Annotated in this window: 16 protein-coding genes; 8 read left to right on the forward strand and 8 right to left on the reverse strand. The window is 56.6% G+C overall.

Annotated elements, in window-relative coordinates; all coding sequences use genetic code 11:
- Positions 1-17 precede the first annotated feature (17 nt).
- Positions 18-1,349 (reverse strand): aminotransferase-like domain-containing protein, encoded by a 1,332-nt coding sequence (locus tag F552_RS0115645; protein ID WP_018152705.1) that lies wholly within the window; start codon positions 1,347-1,349, stop codon positions 18-20.
- Positions 1,350-1,478: 129 nt separating this feature from the next.
- Between F552_RS0115645 and F552_RS0115650 the strand changes: the two genes are divergently transcribed.
- The 3 genes from F552_RS0115650 to F552_RS0115660 are packed head-to-tail and all read left to right on the forward strand — an operon-like array spanning position 1,479 to position 3,337.
- Positions 1,479-2,069 carry a LysE family translocator gene (locus tag F552_RS0115650; RefSeq protein ID WP_026182803.1) on the forward strand — a complete coding sequence of 197 codons (591 nt, stop codon included), beginning with the start codon at positions 1,479-1,481 and terminating at the stop codon, positions 2,067-2,069.
- A 15-nt stretch (positions 2,070-2,084) separates the two neighbouring features.
- Entirely contained in the window at positions 2,085-2,702 is a 618-nt protein-coding gene (locus F552_RS0115655; protein ID WP_018152707.1) for a LysE family translocator, read from the forward strand.
- 29 nt (positions 2,703-2,731) lie between these two features.
- A complete protein-coding gene (locus F552_RS0115660) occupies positions 2,732-3,337 on the forward strand; it encodes a DJ-1/PfpI family protein (protein ID WP_018152708.1) in 606 nt (201 codons plus the stop codon).
- Between the two features lie 86 nt (positions 3,338-3,423).
- On the opposite strand, the gene oppF is transcribed toward F552_RS0115660, so the two are convergent.
- The 5 genes from oppF to F552_RS0115685 all read right to left on the reverse strand — a co-directional run bounded on the left by oppF (position 3,424) and on the right by F552_RS0115685 (position 9,022).
- Entirely contained in the window at positions 3,424-4,410 is a 987-nt protein-coding gene (gene oppF / locus F552_RS0115665; RefSeq protein ID WP_018152709.1) for a murein tripeptide/oligopeptide ABC transporter ATP binding protein OppF, read from the reverse strand.
- A complete protein-coding gene (locus F552_RS0115670; protein ID WP_033375676.1) occupies positions 4,403-5,419 on the reverse strand; it encodes an oligopeptide/dipeptide ABC transporter ATP-binding protein in 1,017 nt (338 codons plus the stop codon). Before F552_RS0115670 ends, oppF begins: the two co-directional genes overlap by 8 nt.
- Before the next feature lie 11 nt (positions 5,420-5,430).
- Positions 5,431-6,339 carry an ABC transporter permease subunit gene (locus tag F552_RS0115675; RefSeq protein WP_018152711.1) on the reverse strand — a complete coding sequence of 303 codons (909 nt, stop codon included), beginning with the start codon at positions 6,337-6,339 and terminating at the stop codon, positions 5,431-5,433.
- 13 nt (positions 6,340-6,352) lie between these two features.
- Positions 6,353-7,273: an oligopeptide ABC transporter permease OppB gene (gene oppB, locus F552_RS0115680; protein ID WP_018152712.1), complete on the reverse strand. Its 921-nt coding sequence runs from the start codon at positions 7,271-7,273 to the stop codon at positions 6,353-6,355.
- 153 nt (positions 7,274-7,426) lie between these two features.
- Positions 7,427-9,022, reverse strand: a complete 1,596-nt coding sequence (locus tag F552_RS0115685; protein ID WP_245546700.1) for a peptide ABC transporter substrate-binding protein — start codon at positions 9,020-9,022, stop codon at positions 7,427-7,429.
- A gap of 416 nt (positions 9,023-9,438) precedes the next feature.
- Between F552_RS0115685 and F552_RS0115690 the strand changes: the two genes are divergently transcribed.
- Positions 9,439-11,388, forward strand: a complete 1,950-nt coding sequence (locus tag F552_RS0115690) for an acetoacetate--CoA ligase (protein WP_018152714.1) — start codon at positions 9,439-9,441, stop codon at positions 11,386-11,388.
- A gap of 30 nt (positions 11,389-11,418) precedes the next feature.
- Here the strand turns inward: F552_RS0115690 and F552_RS0115695 are convergent, their stop codons facing one another.
- On the reverse strand, positions 11,419-13,134 hold the full coding sequence (locus F552_RS0115695) for a response regulator (protein ID WP_018152715.1): 1,716 nt from the start codon (positions 13,132-13,134) through the stop codon (positions 11,419-11,421).
- Between the two features lie 522 nt (positions 13,135-13,656).
- Here F552_RS0115695 and F552_RS0115705 point away from each other — a divergent pair.
- From F552_RS0115705 to maiA, 4 genes are all read left to right on the forward strand, one after another.
- Positions 13,657-14,646: a fumarylacetoacetate hydrolase family protein gene (locus F552_RS0115705; protein ID WP_018152717.1), complete on the forward strand. Its 990-nt coding sequence runs from the start codon at positions 13,657-13,659 to the stop codon at positions 14,644-14,646.
- 232 nt (positions 14,647-14,878) lie between these two features.
- Complete coding sequence (hppD, locus tag F552_RS0115710; protein ID WP_018152718.1) at positions 14,879-15,955, forward strand: 4-hydroxyphenylpyruvate dioxygenase; 1,077 nt, start codon at positions 14,879-14,881, stop codon at positions 15,953-15,955.
- A 10-nt stretch (positions 15,956-15,965) separates the two neighbouring features.
- Positions 15,966-16,535, forward strand: a complete 570-nt coding sequence (locus tag F552_RS0115715; protein ID WP_018152719.1) for a VOC family protein — start codon at positions 15,966-15,968, stop codon at positions 16,533-16,535.
- 123 nt (positions 16,536-16,658) lie between these two features.
- Positions 16,659-17,306 (forward strand): maleylacetoacetate isomerase, encoded by a 648-nt coding sequence (maiA, locus tag F552_RS0115720; protein ID WP_018152720.1) that lies wholly within the window; start codon positions 16,659-16,661, stop codon positions 17,304-17,306.
- A gap of 16 nt (positions 17,307-17,322) precedes the next feature.
- On the opposite strand, the gene F552_RS0115725 is transcribed toward maiA, so the two are convergent.
- Positions 17,323-17,523: a hypothetical protein gene (locus F552_RS0115725; RefSeq protein ID WP_018152721.1), complete on the reverse strand. Its 201-nt coding sequence runs from the start codon at positions 17,521-17,523 to the stop codon at positions 17,323-17,325.
- Positions 17,524-17,557 lie beyond the last annotated feature (34 nt).

Below are 17,557 nucleotides of genomic sequence, written 5' to 3' on the forward strand. Positions count from 1 at the left end.
TGCAAGGCCGTTTTCCCTTAAACCGGGTACCAGTCGATGGCGTGCCGGACGCTGGCAAGTGCCTGTGCCAGCGAGTTCATGTCCAGCGAACCCAGCGCCACCCGTAGCGCATGTTGCGGATTGCCATGCGCGCAGAATGGCGCCGCTGTGGACACCAGCACACCCTGCCTGGCCAGATCGGCCGCGAGTACATCCGCCCGGACTTCTTCTGGCAGGCGAATCCAGACAAAATAAGACGCCGGATGCGTCTGGATATCCAGTCCGCTGAATACTTGCGCGGCGAGCGCTTGTCGCTGGCGGGCATCCTCCCGCTTCTTGTGCTCCCACGCCTCGACCACCCCCATGTCCAGCCAGCGGCAGGCCAGCGCACTGACAATGCTAGAGGTACTCCAGGTGGTCACGCTGATGGTGTGCTCCATGATGGCGGTCCACTGCGGCGGCACGGCCAGAAAGCCAAATCGCAAACCGGAAGCGACGCTCTTGGAGAGCGCAGAGACATACACCGTACGCTCCGGTGCGAAATGCCAGAGCGGCGGCGGCGCGGGTTCGGCCAGAAACGCATAGGCCCCGTCCTCCAGCAAGATCAGGTCAAACCTTCTGGCCAGCTGGGCCAGCGCCTCGCGCTGATGGGCAGGCATCACCACCCCCAGCGGATTATGCAGCGTGGGCATCGTGTACACGGCCTTAACCTTGCGTTGTCGGCACACCTCTGCCAGCACATCCAGATCGGTACCGTGATCCCCCACCGGAATGGCCACCACTTCCAGCGAATAATGCCGGGCCAGGTTCAGCAAACCGGGATACGTGAGGGCATCCACGGCAATCACGTCGCCGGGTTTGAACAAGGCCCCCATGGTAATCGACAAACCATGCTGTGCGCCGTTGAGCAAAAAAACCTGTGCGCCGCTCACCTGCACCCCTCGCGACAGCAAATGGCGCGCCACGGTTTCCCGCTCGTGCAGGCGTCCGCCATGCGGTTGAGAATGCATCAGCGCATCCAGATCCCCCACGGCAGCCACCCCCCTTAGCCCTTCTCGCAGCAGCTCGTCCTGCCCGGGCAGTGAGGGGTAATTAAACGTCAGGTCCACAATCTCAGTGGCTCGCTGCTGATCTACCCAGGACACCCGCGGCACCGTCTGGTCCCGCACAAAGGTCCCCCGACCGGTTTCACCCACCACCAGCCCCAGGTTCTCCAGTTCGCGATACACCTTGGCCGCGGTGGCCAGTGCCAGCCCGTGCTGTTTCATCAACTGACGTACCGGTGGCAACTGGTCGCCCGGTTTCAGGCGGCCATCGCGGATGGACTGTACCAGCTGGTCTAGGAGGATTCGGGATCTGGGTTGGGCCATGGATTGTATCTATAACAATTTTTTGATTGTATCAATCATAGTCTTTAGCATCGGACTTGTGAAGTGAGGCAAGCCCAGGTGGCTACGCCGCTTTATCTGATCCGGTTCCACTACCAAGAAAGAATGATCATGCTGACGCCGTCTCTGCTGGCCTTTGCCCTATTTGCCTTTGTGACCTCCATCACCCCGGGTCCGAACAACCTGATGCTGCTCACGTCAGGTTTGCGGTTCGGGTTTCGCAAAAGCTTGCCGCACATGCTGGGGATCAGCATCGGTTTCTTTGCCATGGTGGTGATTCTGGGTACCGGAGCGTCGGTCATTTTTGAGCGCTTTCCGCGCCTGATGCAATGGATGCATGGCCTGAGCCTGGTTTATTTTGCCTGGCTGGCCTGGGGGTTACTAACGGCGCCACCTGCTGACGCGCCCGCAGAAACCACTGCACAGCATCGCCCGCTTGGCTTCTGGGGCGCAGCCGCGTTCCAGTGGGTCAACCCCAAAGCCTGGCTGATGGCACTGGGCGCCATCAGCGCCTATATCCCGGGCAGCAACCTGCTGGCGCTGACCGTGTTTGCCGGTATCTTTGCCCTGATCAACTTTCCCAGCATCGCCGTCTGGGTACTGGCTGGCACCCGCCTGCAAACGTTGCTGACCCGACCGCGGCATCATCGCTGTTTCAATGGGGCGATGGTACTGCTGCTGGTGATTTCTGTCGTGTACTGACTTCGGGAGCAAACCATGGATGCACATACCCTGTGGCTGTTTACCCTGTCTGTCAGCCTGTTATTGCTGTCACCCGGTCCCAACATGATGTTTGTGCTTGCACACGGCATGGCATTCGGGGCTAGCGGCAGCCTGGCCGCGGCAGGCGGCATAGCGCTGGCCGACATCGTGCTAAGCCTGCTCACCGCCGCCGGCATCAGCAGCGTAGTCGCCACCTGGCCAACCGCCCTGCTACTGATGAAAGCAACGGGTGCCATCTATCTGTTGTATCTGGCATGGCAGGTCTACCAGCGCCCTGCGCGGACGACTGAAACAGGCGTGGCTGAATCCGGTTTGCACAAGGTCTGCCTGCATGCCATGCTGAACAGTCTGCTCAACCCGAAAGCGTTACTGTTTTTCATGGTATTCCTGCCACAATTCGTCCAGCCGGATGCCGGCCCGGTCTGGCGCCAGCTGTTACTGCTGGGCGGGTTATTGACGCTGCTGGCTTTCGTGTTTCATGCCTTGCTCGGGTTGGCAGGGCAACCCGTTCGCCGCTGGCTGCAACGGTTTCCGCGGGCGGCCAATACCCAGCGCTACCTGTTAATGACCGTCCTGCTCGGTCTGGCGGGCCGGCTGGTTTTCAGTTCCTGATCACGTTTCATCATCGAAAGACACACATCATGCATATTGCCATTCTGACCTTTGACGGCTTTAACGAACTCGACTCGCTGGTGGCCTACGGTATGCTTAGCCGGCTGTCCTTGCTGGGAGATACTGACTGGCAGGTAAGCATTGCCAGCCCGACACCACAGGTCACGTCGATGAACGGATTGACCCTGAATGCCCATATCGACCTGACCACCGCCAGCACAGCGGATGCCGTACTGATTGGCAGCGGCATGAAAACACGCGAAGTAGCTAACAACGCAGACATCATGCAACAAATTCGGCTAGACCCGTCACGCCAGCTAATAGCAGCGCAATGCTCAGGCACGTTCCTGCTGGCAAGACTGGGGCTGATCGGCCAGATGCCTGCCTGCACGGACTCCACCAGCAAGCCATGGGTGCAAGCCGCCGGGGTCAGCATCCTTAACCAGCCCTTCTTTACCAGTGGCAATCTGGCCACAGCAGGTGGATGCCTGTCATCCCAATATCTGGTGGCGTGGCTACTGACCCGGCTGAAAGACCGCGAAACGGCCAGAGAGGTGCTGCATTACTTTGCGCCGGTAGGCGAGAAAGACGAGTACGTCAGCAGGGCGCTGGCGCATGTCGAGGCTTATCTGTAACGGTTGGTTTTGACCAGGGTTTAGACGTAAAAAAACCGTGCGACCGGGTAAGAAGTCGCACGGCAAGTCTCAGAGAGAGGGGTACATCAACTAAACAGGCAAGATGACTGTGTATCTTCGGTCACGACTTTCAGGTCCGGCAGTTTTTCGGCACAGACGCTGGCAGCCTGCGGGCAACGGGTCCGGAACACGCAGCCGGATGGCGGATTGATCGGTGACGGCAAGTCCCCTTGCAATAGCTGGATCACCTTGTGTTTTTCCAGTTGCGGGTCCGGAATCGGAATCGCTGACAACAAGGCACGGGTGTAAGGGTGCGATGGCTTGTCATAGAGCGCATGCTTCTCGGCCAGCTCCATCTCCTTGCCCAGATACATCACCAGAATCCGGTCACTGATGTGCTTGACCACCGCCAGATCGTGGGCGATGAAGATCAGCGCCAGTCCCTTGCGTTTCTGCAGGTCTTTCAGCAAGTTCACGATCTGCGCCTGGATCGACACATCCAGCGCAGACACCGGCTCGTCACAGATGATCAGCTTCGGTTCCAGAATCAGTGCACGGGCAATGCCGATACGCTGACACTGGCCACCGGAGAACTCGTGCGGATAGCGGTTGATCTGCTGCTCGGTCAGGCCGACTTCTTTCATCACCGCCCGGACTTTTTCCATCACCTGCGTCATGGACAGTTCCGGATAATGCACGCGTAGCGGCTCGGCGATGATCTGGCCAATGGTCATGCGCGGGTTCAGCGATGCCAGCGGGTCCTGGAAGATCATTTGCATGTCTTTGCGGGCATGCTGCCAGGCAACGGCATCCTTGCTGTCCATGCGTTGTCCCAGCCAGACCACTTCGCCTTCGGTTGGATGGATCAGGTTAAGTACGCCGCGCGCCAGGGTAGATTTGCCGCAGCCGGACTCGCCCACCACGCCCAGTGTTTCGCCAGCGCGCAGGTCAAACGATACGCCGTCCACGGCTTTCAGGGTTTTGGCAGGCGTCCATGGCCAGCCTTTGGCATCCTTGACCTTGAAATGAACCTTGAGCGACTTGACCGACAAAATGATATTGGAATCAGGCATGTTGCACCTCCCCTGCCACGTTTACCTGGATGTCTGCAATGGCCTTATGGCAGGCGCGCCAGCGGCCTTCGCCGCCCGGAATTTCCACCAGGGGTGGCAAGTCCGATGCACAATGGGGCATGACATGCGTACAACGCTCGGAAAACGGACATCCTTTGGGCAGGTTGTTCATATTGGGCGGGTTGCCCGGAATGCTGACTAGCTCTGCGGCGTCAGAATCCAGACGCGGCAGAGCACCCAGCAAACCGATGGTGTACGGATGGGTCGGACGGTAGAACAGGTCGTCCGACTTGGCATACTCCATCATGCGGCCGCCATACATGACCATCACCTTGTCACAGATGCCGGCCACCACACCAAGGTCATGGGTAATCATGATGATGGCGGTGCCAAAATCCCGCTGCAAATCACGCAACAGGGCCAAAATCTGCGCCTGAACGGTCACGTCTAGCGCGGTGGTTGGTTCGTCCGCCACCAGCACTTCCGGTTCGCACAGCAGCGCCATGGCAATCATCACCCGCTGGCGCATCCCGCCAGAAAACTCGTGCGGATACATGGAGATACGACGTGCCGCTTCCGGAATCTTCACCGCTTCCAGCAGCTCGATGGCGCGCATTTTGGCGGCCTTGCGGGTCATGTTCTTGTGCAGTTCCAGCACTTCCGTCATCTGGCGTTCCACCGTCAGATACGGGTTCAGCGAGGTCATCGGGTCCTGGAAAATCATCGACACCCGGTCACCGCGGATCTTGTTGATCTCGTGGGTCGACATGTTCAGCAGGTTCTGGCCCTTGTACAGCACTTCGCCCGTCGCAGTGCCGTTTTTGGCCAGCAAACCCATCATGGCCAGCACGGTCTGGGACTTGCCAGAACCGGATTCGCCCACGATACCCAAGGTCTCGCCGCGTCCCAGTTCAAAGTTGAGTCCGTTGACGGCGTACACCAGCCCATCGTTGGTTTTAAACTGCACGCCAAGCTGATTCACCTGCAGCAAAGGTTGATTCGTACTCATTGCAGGCTCCATTAACGGTCTTTAGGGTCGAGGGCGTCACGCAGCCCGTCGCCGATATAGTTAGCACAATACAGGGTGATCGACAGCGCCGCCCCGGGGAACAGAATCATCCATGGCGTGGCAGCCATCACGTTGGTACCGTCTTCGATCAGCACCCCCCAGCTGGTCATCGGCTCCTGCACGCCCAGCCCCAGGAAGGACAGAACGGACTCGGTCAGAATCACGCCAGGCACGGTCACCGTGGTGTAGATCACCACAATGCCCAGCAGGTTAGGCACCACATGCTGGAAGATAATGCGCCATGTTGGCACGCCAATGGCACGCGCCGCCTCGATGAACTCTTTGGATTTGATCGACAGGGTCTGGCCGCGCACCACGCGGGCCATGTCCATCCAGGAGAAAATCGAAATGGTCAGCACCACCAGCGAGAAATTCCGCCCGAAGATGGTCACCATCAGGATGGCAATCAGCAGATAAGGAATGGCGTACAGCATGTCCACCACCCGCATCATCACCGAATCCACCTTGCCACCGATAAAACCGGCGGTGGCACCCCAGACAATCCCCACGCTTACCGATGCAATGGTAGCCAATAAGCCGATTACCAGCGAGATGCGGCCGCCGATCAGGGTACGCACCAGCAAATCGCGGCCCAGTTCATCAGTACCGAACAAATGCCAGTCATGGAACGACGGGCCAATGCCCATGGCGTTCCAGTCGGTATCTTCATAGGAGTGCGGCAGTACCATCGGCCCGAAAGCGCAGGCCAGCGCCACCAGGGTCAGGACCACCAGACTGATGACAGCCGCCTTGTTACGGAAAAAACGGATCCGCGCATCTTTCCACAAACTGCGTCCGGCAATCTGTGCCTCGACGCTGGTTTGGAGCACCTCTACCAGTGCTGCATTTTTCTTTGTCATTTCCAATGCACCCTCAGTAACGGATTTTCGGGTCCAAAATGGCATACGCCAAATCGACCAGCAGGTTCAATACCACGGCCAGTACCGTTACCAGCACCACCAGGCCCAATACCAAGGTGTAATCCCGGTTGCCCGCACCGTTGACGATCAGCTTGCCGATGCCCGGCAGTGAAAACACGGTCTCGGTCACAATGGCCGCCGTGATGGAACTGATGGCCAGCGGCCCCAGTACCGACACCACCGGCAACAGGGCCGGACGGATGGCGTGACGCATCACAATCGTGCGTAGCGGCAAGCCTTTGGCGCGCGCAGTACGGATAAAGTTGGTGTTCATCACTTCGATCAGGCTACCGCGCATCACACGGCCGATAGTCGATACGTTGATAAAGGTCAGCAGTACAATCGGCAAGATCATGTACTTGGGTGAAAACTCATCCCAGCCGCCGGCGGGAAACCACTTCACCCAGATAGCGAAGACCAGGATCAGCACCGGGCCAATCACGAACGAAGGAAAAGCACTACCCACGTTACCCAGCAGCATCACAAAATAGTCCACCAGACTGTTTTGTTTCAGCGCCGCCACAATGCCCAGCGCCACGCCAATGACAATCGAAATGATCATCGAGATACCGCCAATGGACAGGGACACCGGCAAGGCACGGGCCACCAGATCATTCACGGACCAGTCTGCATAGCGGAAGGACGCACCCAGGTCGCCATGCAGCAAATTATTCAGGTAATACAGGTACTGCTTCCATAACGGCATGTCGAGATGGTACTTGGCCTGCAGGTTGGCCAGCACGGCAGCCGACACTTTGCGTTCAGAATCGAACGGACCGCCGGGGGTCAGGTGCAGCATCAGATAACAAACGGTAATCACCACCAGAATGGTAGGGATGGTCGACAGGATACGGCGTAAGGCATAAGACCACATGGATATATTCCTCGCGTGTGGTTACGTGCAAACAGTTGGCAGCACCCGCCTCTTCCACAATAGAGCGGAACAGGAAGGTCTTGCCAGTCTGGTTGTCACTAACATGAAATTGCATGAGAAACCGGCCTCATCAGAGGCCGGTTTCTGGACTCATCAATGCTGGATGATGTACAGATCTTTATCGCGGAAACGGTCCATGGAGTTGGTCTTGGTATAACCACCCACATAAGACTTCACAAGACGTGGTACGGTGTACTGCAACAGCGGCAACATTGGATAATCATCCATGATCACCTTGGCGGCCTGAGTCATCAGGGTTTTGCGCTTGACCGGGTCCAGCGTGGTGCTGGCTTGCTTGATCAGCTCGTCGCCTTTCTTGTTACAGTTTTTGTTGTCGTTCTGGTCAGAATCACACTGCACCAGGGTCAGGAAAGTGGTGACGTCGTTGTAGTCAGCCACCCAGCCGTTGCGGGCAATCTGGAAATCGCCGTCATGGCGTTTTTTCAGCAGTACCTTGAACTCCATGTTTTCCATTTCGGTGTCCAGACCCAGCTTGGTTTTCCACTCAGACGCCGCGAAAATGGCCATTTTTTTATGGTATTCGCTGGTGTTATAAGAGAACTTGATTTTGGTGCCTGGTTTTACACCGGCTTGAGCCAGCAGTTTTTTGGCTTCGGCAACGCGTTTTGCCATAGGCCATTTAGCCCAGTCATACGCAGTCACATCCGCACCGGCGGTCCCTTTAACCACTACGCCATAGGCTGGTACCTGACCGTCAGCGGTCACTTTGGAGGCCAGGATGTCACGGTCAATCACCATGGACAACGCTTTACGGACACGAATGTCTTTCATCAGCGGGTCGGTATTGTTAAAAGAGTAGTAACGCAGACCCAGCATTGGCGCATTACGGATGTCTTTCGGAAATTCGGTTTTCAGCTGGTCATAGGTGCCAGGAGGCAATTGGTATACCCAGTCGTTTTCGCCAGACTGGAACAGTTTCACGTCGGTGTTGCCGTCTTCTACCGGCAGGTAGGTCACCTTGTTTAGCACCACGGCTTTGGCATCCCAGTATTTAGGGTTCTTTTCCAGCACCAGCTTGCTGTTGACTTGCCAGTCTTTCAGCACATATGCACCGTTACCCACCAGGTTGCCCGGTTTGGTCCAGTCTTTACCGAACTTCTCGATGGCCGCCTTGTTGACTGGGCCCAGCTGGGTGTTGGATACCAGGTCAGCCATGAAGCCAACCGGACCTTCGGTCTTCACTTCCAGTGTGTATTTGTCGATGGCTTTGATGCCCAGCTCGGAAGGCTGTTTTTTGCCTTCGGTAATGGCCAGGCCGTTCAGAATGAAGATGCCGTAGGTAGAGGCATATGGAGAGGCAGTTTTAGGATCCAGGAAACGCTGCCAGCCATACACGAAGTCATCTGCCGTCACAGGTGTGCCGTTAGACCACATGGCGTTTTTGCGCAGTTTGAACACCCATGTCGTTGGGTCGGTCTGTTTCCAGCTCTCGGCAACGCCTGGCACGATTTTGCCGGCGGCGTCATTGGCGGTCAGGCCTTCAAACAGGTCGCGCGCAATGTTGTTTGCACCCACAGACTCTGCCAGTGCAGGGTCCAGAGATTCTGGCTCAGAGCCATTGTTACGAATCAGCTCTTGCTTGGCAGCCAGTTTCACACCGGCCGGCACGACAGCGGCGCCACTCATGGCAGCAAACCCTAGCGCGACAGCACCTGCAATCAATTTCATGGATAACTTCATTTAATCTCTCTCCTGTAAACCTGATGCACATTAAATAACCATTTGGTCAGTCTTTTCTGCACAGCATCTTCATTGGCGAATACTCAGGGTCATGTTTTCTATGCCGACCTCTGAAGGCGGTTAATTAAAACACACCCAAAAATATAACACCAACTCAGAAAAAATCATTCTCTATGTTTATTTGTTATACAAAGCCAAATACAGAACGGGATTTCAAGGTTTTTCGCAGCCAGTGAAATTAAATTGCGCAATTCCAGACTTAACCAGAGATATCGCGCCCAACCTTCATAAAATCATGTCGCATTTGCCACCAAATATGCATGCGGCAGCGGTATGATTTTATGGCTACTATATCTGTATAGACTGTGCGCCATTACCTAACAAGCACAAGATAAGAGGACGACATGAACACACCCGTATGGACGCCCCGCCCGGAGGCCATTGCAGCGGCAAACCTGACCCGCTTCCGGACGTTTGTCGAACAACGACAGCATCTCTTGCTACCTGATTATCCTTCGCTATACGACTGGTCTGTGGCCCAGCCAGCCGCCTTCTGGGAGAGTGTCTGGCAGTTCTGTGGCGTCACCGCACAAAAGCCATGGGACAGCGTACTGGAAGATGGCGACCGGATGCCGGGTGCCCGCTGGTTTGGTGGCAGCAAGCTCAACTATGCAGAAAACCTGTTGCGCTACCGTGATGACCGGACCGCGCTGGTCTTCAAGGGTGAAGACAAAATCGAGAGTTGTTACAGTTACGCCGAGCTGTATGCCGAAGTCGCCCGCGTCGCCCATGCCTTGCGGCAGACGGGTGTAACCGCCGGCGACCGGGTAGCCGGCTTCATGCCCAACACCCCGCAGACCATCATTGCCATGCTGGCCACTGCCAGCCTCGGAGCCATCTGGTCGTCCTGCTCGCCAGACTTCGGCACTCAGGGCGTGCTGGACCGTTTTAGCCAGATTCAGCCCAAAGTGCTGTTTGCGGTAGACGGTTACTATTACAACGGCAAGACCCTTGATTGCCTGGACAAGATCCGCACCATTACTGCACAGCTGCCAGACCTGCAACAGTTGGTCATCGTCCCGTACATTCAAAGCCAGGCATCAATTGATGACCTGCCGCACGCCAGCCGCTGGGCGGACTTCTGCCATAACACGGCCACCGACATCGACTTTGTACCGTGCGATTTCCACCATCCGCTGTTCATCATGTATTCGTCCGGTACCACCGGCATTCCCAAATGCATCATCCATTCAGTCGGCGGCACCCTGCTGCAGCATCTGAAAGAACATGTCCTGCATGGCGACCTGACCCGGGACGACACGCTGTTCTTCTTTACCACCTGTGGCTGGATGATGTGGAACTGGCTGGTATCCGGGCTGGCGGTCGGCGCCACGCTGGCGCTGTATGACGGCTCACCCTTCTACCCGTCTGAACGGGTGTTGTGGGACTATGCCGAAGAAGCCGGTTTTACCACCTTTGGGACTAGCGCCAAATACCTGTCGGCACTGGAAAAAACCGGCTTCAAGCCGAGGGAGCACTATGAGCTGGCCCGTCTCAAGGCCATTTGTTCAACCGGTTCGCCCTTGCTGCCGGAGAGCTATGATTATGTGTACCGGGATATCAAACAGGATGTCCGGCTGAGCTCCATGTCGGGCGGCACGGATATCTTGTCTTGCTTTGCGCTGGGCAACCCGGTGCTGCCGGTCTATCGCTCCGCCTTGCAGTGTCGCGGCCTTGGCATGGCGGTAGAAATCTTCAATGATGCCGGCCAGCCGGTACATGAAGAAAAAGGCGAACTGGTTTGTACCAAGCCGTTCCCTTCCATGCCGGTCGGTTTCTGGAACGACCCGGGCAACCAGAAATACCATGATGCGTATTTCGGACGTTTCCCCAATATCTGGTGTCATGGCGACTATGCCGAACTGACCAAAGAAGACGGCATCATCATCTACGGGCGTTCGGATACCATCCTGAACCCTGGCGGGGTACGTATCGGCACGGCAGAAATCTATCGCCAGGTCGAGACGTTTGCGGAAGTGATGGAGTCCATGGCGGTGGGACAACAATGGGATGGCGACGAGCGGGTTATCCTGTTTGTGCGCATGCAGCCAGGATACACACTGGATGATGACCTGGTTCGGCGCATCAAGCACAAGATCCGCGACGGGGCGAGCCCGCGGCACGTACCCGCCAAGATCATCGCGGTGGCCGATTTGCCACGTACCATCAGTGGCAAGATTGTCGAACTGGCGGTACGGAACGTGATTCACGGCCTGCCGGTAAAAAACACCGATTCGCTGGCCAACCCCGAAGCCCTGAAACTGTTTGAGAATCTGGACAGTCTGGCCAGCTAACCGTCGCTTACTCTCTAGCCCCCGGTCTGCTCAGGCAGCCGGGGAAGCCTGTAGCACTGCGCCACCCAGCCCGGACAACATACCGGCGGCCGTCAGCAAGGGCTCACTAGCCGTCTCACAAGTGGTGGTGGCAGATTCGCACTCCAGATACTCCGCCATCAGACTGGGATATTTGCCGTACGTCGGGGCCAGCTGATGAATGCGTGCCAGATACTGTTTGGCTGTCGCCATATAAGCCGGTTGCCAGCCATGCTGCTTGACATACGCCAGCGTAACACTGACCGTCTGGCATAGCAGGCCCAGATGGTGCTGGCGCTCCGCGACGGCGCGGGTCAACTGCATGAGCGCACTGTCCAGATCTCCCTTGGCCAGCAGTTCATCGACCTGCCGCTGAATCTCGGTCATTTGTTCCGACTCTTCCTGAATCAGGGCTTCCCCTGCCTGTTCCTTGCCAACCGACTTCAGCATCAGTTCAATGTGGCGTAGCACGTCGGGCTGGTCGTTATGGTCGCGCAGCACATGCCTCAGAATGCCGCATGCCACGTCCTGCCGCTCGCTGACAAAACAAGCGCCAGCCAGCTCAATGGCCACAGTGGCGCCGACCTGCTCCCTGATCTGCTGATACTGCCTGAGTGCCGCATCCAGTTGCTGCGCTGCCAGCGAAAAATCCTGCTTGCCATAGGTGATGCGGCTTTCCATGATTTGCGCCAGAACCCGGGCTTGGGGCGTATCAAAGATGTTGCGGACACGTGCCATATTAAGCTCGGCAGCGGCGAAATCCCCCAGCTTGAGTTGTGCATGGCTCAGATGGGCATAATCAAGCGGGTCATGATGAAACGAGTGTTGTCCGTAATCGATGGTCGCAGTATAGGCACTTACGGCATGAGACCAGTCCTGATTGGTTTTGGCCACCACGCCGAGATGCCGCAAGCGGTGAATGGTCGCAGGGGACAGATTAACCGCCTTGAGCAAAAGCGCCTGTGCACCCAGCGTATCTTTCCGTGCTTCCAGGCATCTGGCCAGTCCGTCATAGGCCACCATCAGGTGCGGATTTTCGCTGATCAGCAATTCAAATGCATGCTGCGCCTCTTCATACGCCTTCAGATGCAGTAGCGCCTTGCCCAGCCCCAGTTTGGCCCAGACCTGCGGGCGTGTTTTCAGCACGGTCTGATAGGTTTTGAGTGCTTCTTGCGCATCCCCCATCTGCAGGCACAGGTACGCCTTCAGCTTCATGAAATCCAGCGCATAGAGGTCGTTATCGGCAATCCGGAAATTGCACAATGCCAGCGCCTTGACGTAATCGTGCTTCAGGATGGCATCATCCACCACCCGAAACACCTGTTTCTTGTAAAAGGTACGTTCCAGCCGGACGCGCAGGGTCTCGGCCGAAAAAGGTTTCAGAATGTACTCGTCCGGCACATGTTCCGCAGCAGACAACACACTTTTGGCATTGGCCTCCGCCGTCACCATCATGAAAACAGCCGAGGGTTTGAGCAGATGCTGGTTTCTGACTTCTTCCAGCAGGTACAAGCCGTCAAAGCGGTTCACGAGCGTCAGGTCAGACAGGACGACATCAAACGGAATGCCCGTCATGCGCTGACGTGCTTCGTCTGCCTTGGCCGCCTGAACAATCCGGGTCACGCCAAACCCCGACAACACGTTGGAGAGCAACGCACGCATTTCCGGCGCACTATCGACTACCAGATAGTGTGCCGTCTCTATGCGTAATTTCTGATCATGATTCATCGTGCACCTTAAGACAAAGTCATAACTCAATCAGAGTAGACCATTATCATAAGTTTGCATAGCAAGAAAACGGTGGAATAACTTTAATTTACATTTTCATGCAGCAACCATCTTGCGCAACTTCAGGAAAACCCGGCAACAAAATGACCAGCGCTTGCAATCCAGTCACACCCATGTCACAGAGCGGACCCATCGTGACAGCGCGTTGCAGCGGCAGCTCATGATCTTTCTGCAACCAAGCCAGATCGCATCAGTCTTACTCTATACGCATGGTAATGCCATGCTACGGCATCACGCCTGGCCAATGCTTCCATTGCCATCAACTTAGCAAGCTAAGCTATTTAATTGCGATGAAACACATACAATCAACTGAAAATTTCTTGCTATAACCAATACAGGAAATATTTTAAAAGCAAATATCAACACGAGCGGCGTATGATTTCCCTATCAGCTACCTGCTGAACCGCATGACCAGAAGCCAGTTACGTGATCAGAAAATTGGCGCATGAAGAGGAAAACCGAATGAAACTAGCAAGCTTGAAACAGGGTGGCCGCGACGGCGCCCTCGTGGTGGTCTCCAAAGATTTGCGCCATGCCGTTGCGGTGCCGGATATCGCCCCGACCATGCAATACGCCATGGATCACTGGTCTGACGTAAGCGGGCAGTTGCAAGCCGTATACGCAGCGCTAAACGCAGGTGAAGCCAGCGGCGCATTTACCTTTGACCAGACCCAGTGCCACTCTCCCCTGCCGCGCGCCTACCAGTGGGCAGACGGCTCGGCGTATGTGAACCACGTTGAACTGGTACGCAAGGCACGCGGTGCCGAGATGCCGCCCGAATTCTGGCACGATCCGCTGATGTATCAGGGTGGGTCAGACAGCTTTGTGCCGCCCCATAGCCCGATTGACGTACTGGACACTAGCTGGGGCGTGGATCTGGAAGGCGAAGTAGCCGTGATTACCGGCGACGTACCGATGGGCAGCACGGCGGCTCAGACCGCCAGCAGCATCCGCCTGCTGATGCTGGTCAACGATGTCACCCTGCGCAACCTGATTCCGGCCGAGCTGGCCAAAGGCTTTGGCTTCTTCCAGTCCAAACCGGCAACGGCCTTTTCTCCGGTAGCCGTCACCCCGGACGAACTGGGCAGCGACTGGCAGGACAGCCAGGTGAAACTGCCGTTGACCGTGCACGTGCGCGGTGAGCTGTTTGGCACCCCGGATTGCGGCACCGACATGGTGTTCAGCTTTGCCGATCTGGTGGCCCATGTGGCCAAGACCCGCGAGCTGGAAGCCGGGTCCATTGTCGGTTCCGGCACCATCTCTAATGTGGACCGCAGCAAGGGCTCTGCCTGCCTGGTAGAACAACGCATGCTGGAAACCATTGAACACGGCCAGCCGAAGACCCCATATCTGAGTAATGGTGACCGGGTCCGTATTGAAATGTTCGACCGTCAGGGCCAGTCGATTTTCGGGGCCATTGATCAGACCGTGCGTGTGGTCGAGCGTCCGTAAGCGACGATACCCATGCCCAGCCTGATTCTGAATTGCCAGCAAGGACGCCATCAACCACTCATTTATGGCCACCATCTGGCACGCAGTATTCGCGGCATTTCCGGTGCACCACCCACAAGGTAAACGCAGCGGAACCCACTAACGACTATTAACGCGATCAATCGTCGCCCTGTTGCCGGAACCAGCATACCAAACGCTGGCACCGCAACAGGTCGCAAAGAGGAGACACACCATGGCTGACTTGTTTGACAACCCGATGGGCCTGATGGGCTTTGAATTTGTAGAGTTTGCATCCCCCACCCCGAACGTGATCGAGCCGGTTTTCGAGATGCTGGGTTTTACCAAAGTAGCTACCCACCGCTCCAAGGACGTAGACCTGTACCGTCAGGGCGATATCAACTTCATCCTGAACCGTGAACCCCGCAGCGTGGCTGGCTATTTTGCCGCAGAACACGGTCCGTCGGCCTGTGGCATGGCGTTTCGCGTGCGCGACAGCCACAAAGCCTACAACCGTGCGCTGGAACTGGGTGCCCAGCCGATCGACATCCCGACCGGCCCGATGGAACTGAAACTGCCAGCCATCAAGGGCATTGGCGGCGCACCGCTGTACCTGATCGACCGCTTTGAAGACGGCAAGTCCATCTACGATATCGACTTCAAGTTTATCGACGGCGTAGACCGCCACCCCAAAGGCCACGGCTTTAGCATCATCGACCACCTGACCCACAACGTTTACCGTGGCCGCATGAAGTTCTGGGGCGACTTCTACGAAACCATCTTTAACTTCCGTGAAATCCGCTACTTTGACATCAAGGGCGAATATACCGGCCTGACCTCACGCGCCATGACCGCACCAGACGGCAAGATCCGCATTCCGCTGAACGAAGAAGGCGGCAACGGCAAAGGTCAGATTGAAGAATACCTGATGCAATACAACGGCGAAGGCATCCAGCACATTGCCCTGCTGACGGATGACCTGCTAGCCACCTGGGACAGCATGAAGAAAGCCGGCGTGCCGTTCATGACGGCACCACCAGCCACCTACTATGAGATGCTGGACAGCCGCCTGCCAGGCCATGGCGAGAATCCTTCCGAACTGCAGATGCGCGGTATCTTGCTGGATGGCTCAACCGAGAATGGCCAAAAGCGCCTGCTGCTGCAGATTTTCTCGGAAACCTTGCTGGGGCCGGTGTTCTTCGAGTTCATCCAGCGCAAGGGCGACGAAGGTTTTGGCGAAGGCAACTTCAAGGCACTGTTCGAATCCATTGAACGAGACCAGATCCGCCGCGGCGTGCTGGAAAACGCATAAGGAAGCCGTCATGACCCTAGATACCCTGAAAATCGACCGCATCCACCATGTGGCGTATCGCTGCAAGGACGCCAAGGAAACCGTGCTCTGGTACCAGAAGATGCTGAAGATGGACTTTGTGCTGGCGATTGCCGAAGACCTGGTGCCGTCGACCAAAGAACCGGACCCGTACATGCACATTTTCATGGATGCCGGTAACGGTAACGTACTGGCCTTCTTTGAACTGCCGACCAAGCCGGAAATGGGTCGCGACCCGAACACCCCCAACTGGGTACAGCATATCGCCTTCAAGGTGAAAGATCGCGAGACCCTACTGGGCTTTAAAACGCACCTGGAAGAAAACGGCGTGAAGGTGCTGGGCGTGACCGACCATGGCATTTTCCATTCGATCTATTTCTTTGACCCGAATGGTCACCGTCTGGAACTGGCCTGCCCGGACGAAAATGAAACCGAGCAGCTCAAACAGCTGGACAGCGTGAAATGGGCGATGTTAGAAGAATGGTCGCAAACCAAGCGCGCACCAAAGCATGCTGCCTTCCTGCACCAGCAGGAATTTGCCGACATTACCCCGGCCAAGTAAAGCTTAAGTTGTGTTACCGTTATCCGGTGCCATCCCCTCACCGGATAACGGCTTTTTCTTGTGGCATGGTGGCGACCACTAGCACCATAACATCACACAACTGCCACGTACCGGAGACCGCCCATGGAACTCTATACCTACTTCCGATCTTCCGCCGCCTACCGGGTACGTATCGCCCTTAACCTGAAAGGCGTGCAGGCCGAGTACCAGTATGTGCATCTGCTCAAAGACGGCGGCCAGCAGCACCAGCCCGCCTACCAGCAGCTCAACCCCAACGAAACCGTGCCGACACTGGTCACCGAAGACGGTGCCATCACCCAGTCGCTGGCCATTTGCGAATACCTGGAAGAGCGCTACCCCAACCCGCCGCTACTGCCGGTCCACAGCATCGACCGCGCCTTTGTGCGCAGCATTGCCCAGACCATCGCCTGCGACATCCACCCCATCAACAACCTGCGGGTATTGCAATACCTGACCGGTACGCTTGGCATCTCCGAAGAACAGAAGTCGCAATGGTACGCCCACTGGGTACAACACGGCCTGACCGCCCTGGAAGCCCTGCTGACCAACCGTGATACCACGGGTCTGTGCTGTCTGGGCGACACTCCCACCCTGGCCGACCTGTGCCTGATCCCCCAGCTCTACAACGCCCGCCGCTTCAATATCGACCTTACCCCCTACCCGACACTGGTGCGGATTGATGCCCATTGCCAGACCTTGAGTGCATTTGCAGAGGCGGCACCAGAGAAGCAGGTAGATGCAGCAGTATAAAGACTGCCATTGATGCTTAGAAACAGACAAAGACAAAGGGCGGAAAATTCCGCCCTTTGTCTTTGTCTGCGTCAAACTGCTTCAGCTCTTTTTGCAGTGCCTGCCTAGCTTGTTGCCGTTTGGCTTTCTGACTGGGGCCGTGGGCACCTGCCGGTCTTTGTCTGGCTAGCACAGCCAGCGCGTTTCTGGGGACGATGGTCTTCCCGTGCTGTTTCATGCGGTCTCCTTGGTTGGTGAATGACGCGTGGTCA

The sequence above is a fragment of the Leeia oryzae DSM 17879 genome, assembly GCF_000376945.1.
Taxonomy (GTDB): domain Bacteria; phylum Pseudomonadota; class Gammaproteobacteria; order Burkholderiales; family Leeiaceae; genus Leeia; species Leeia oryzae.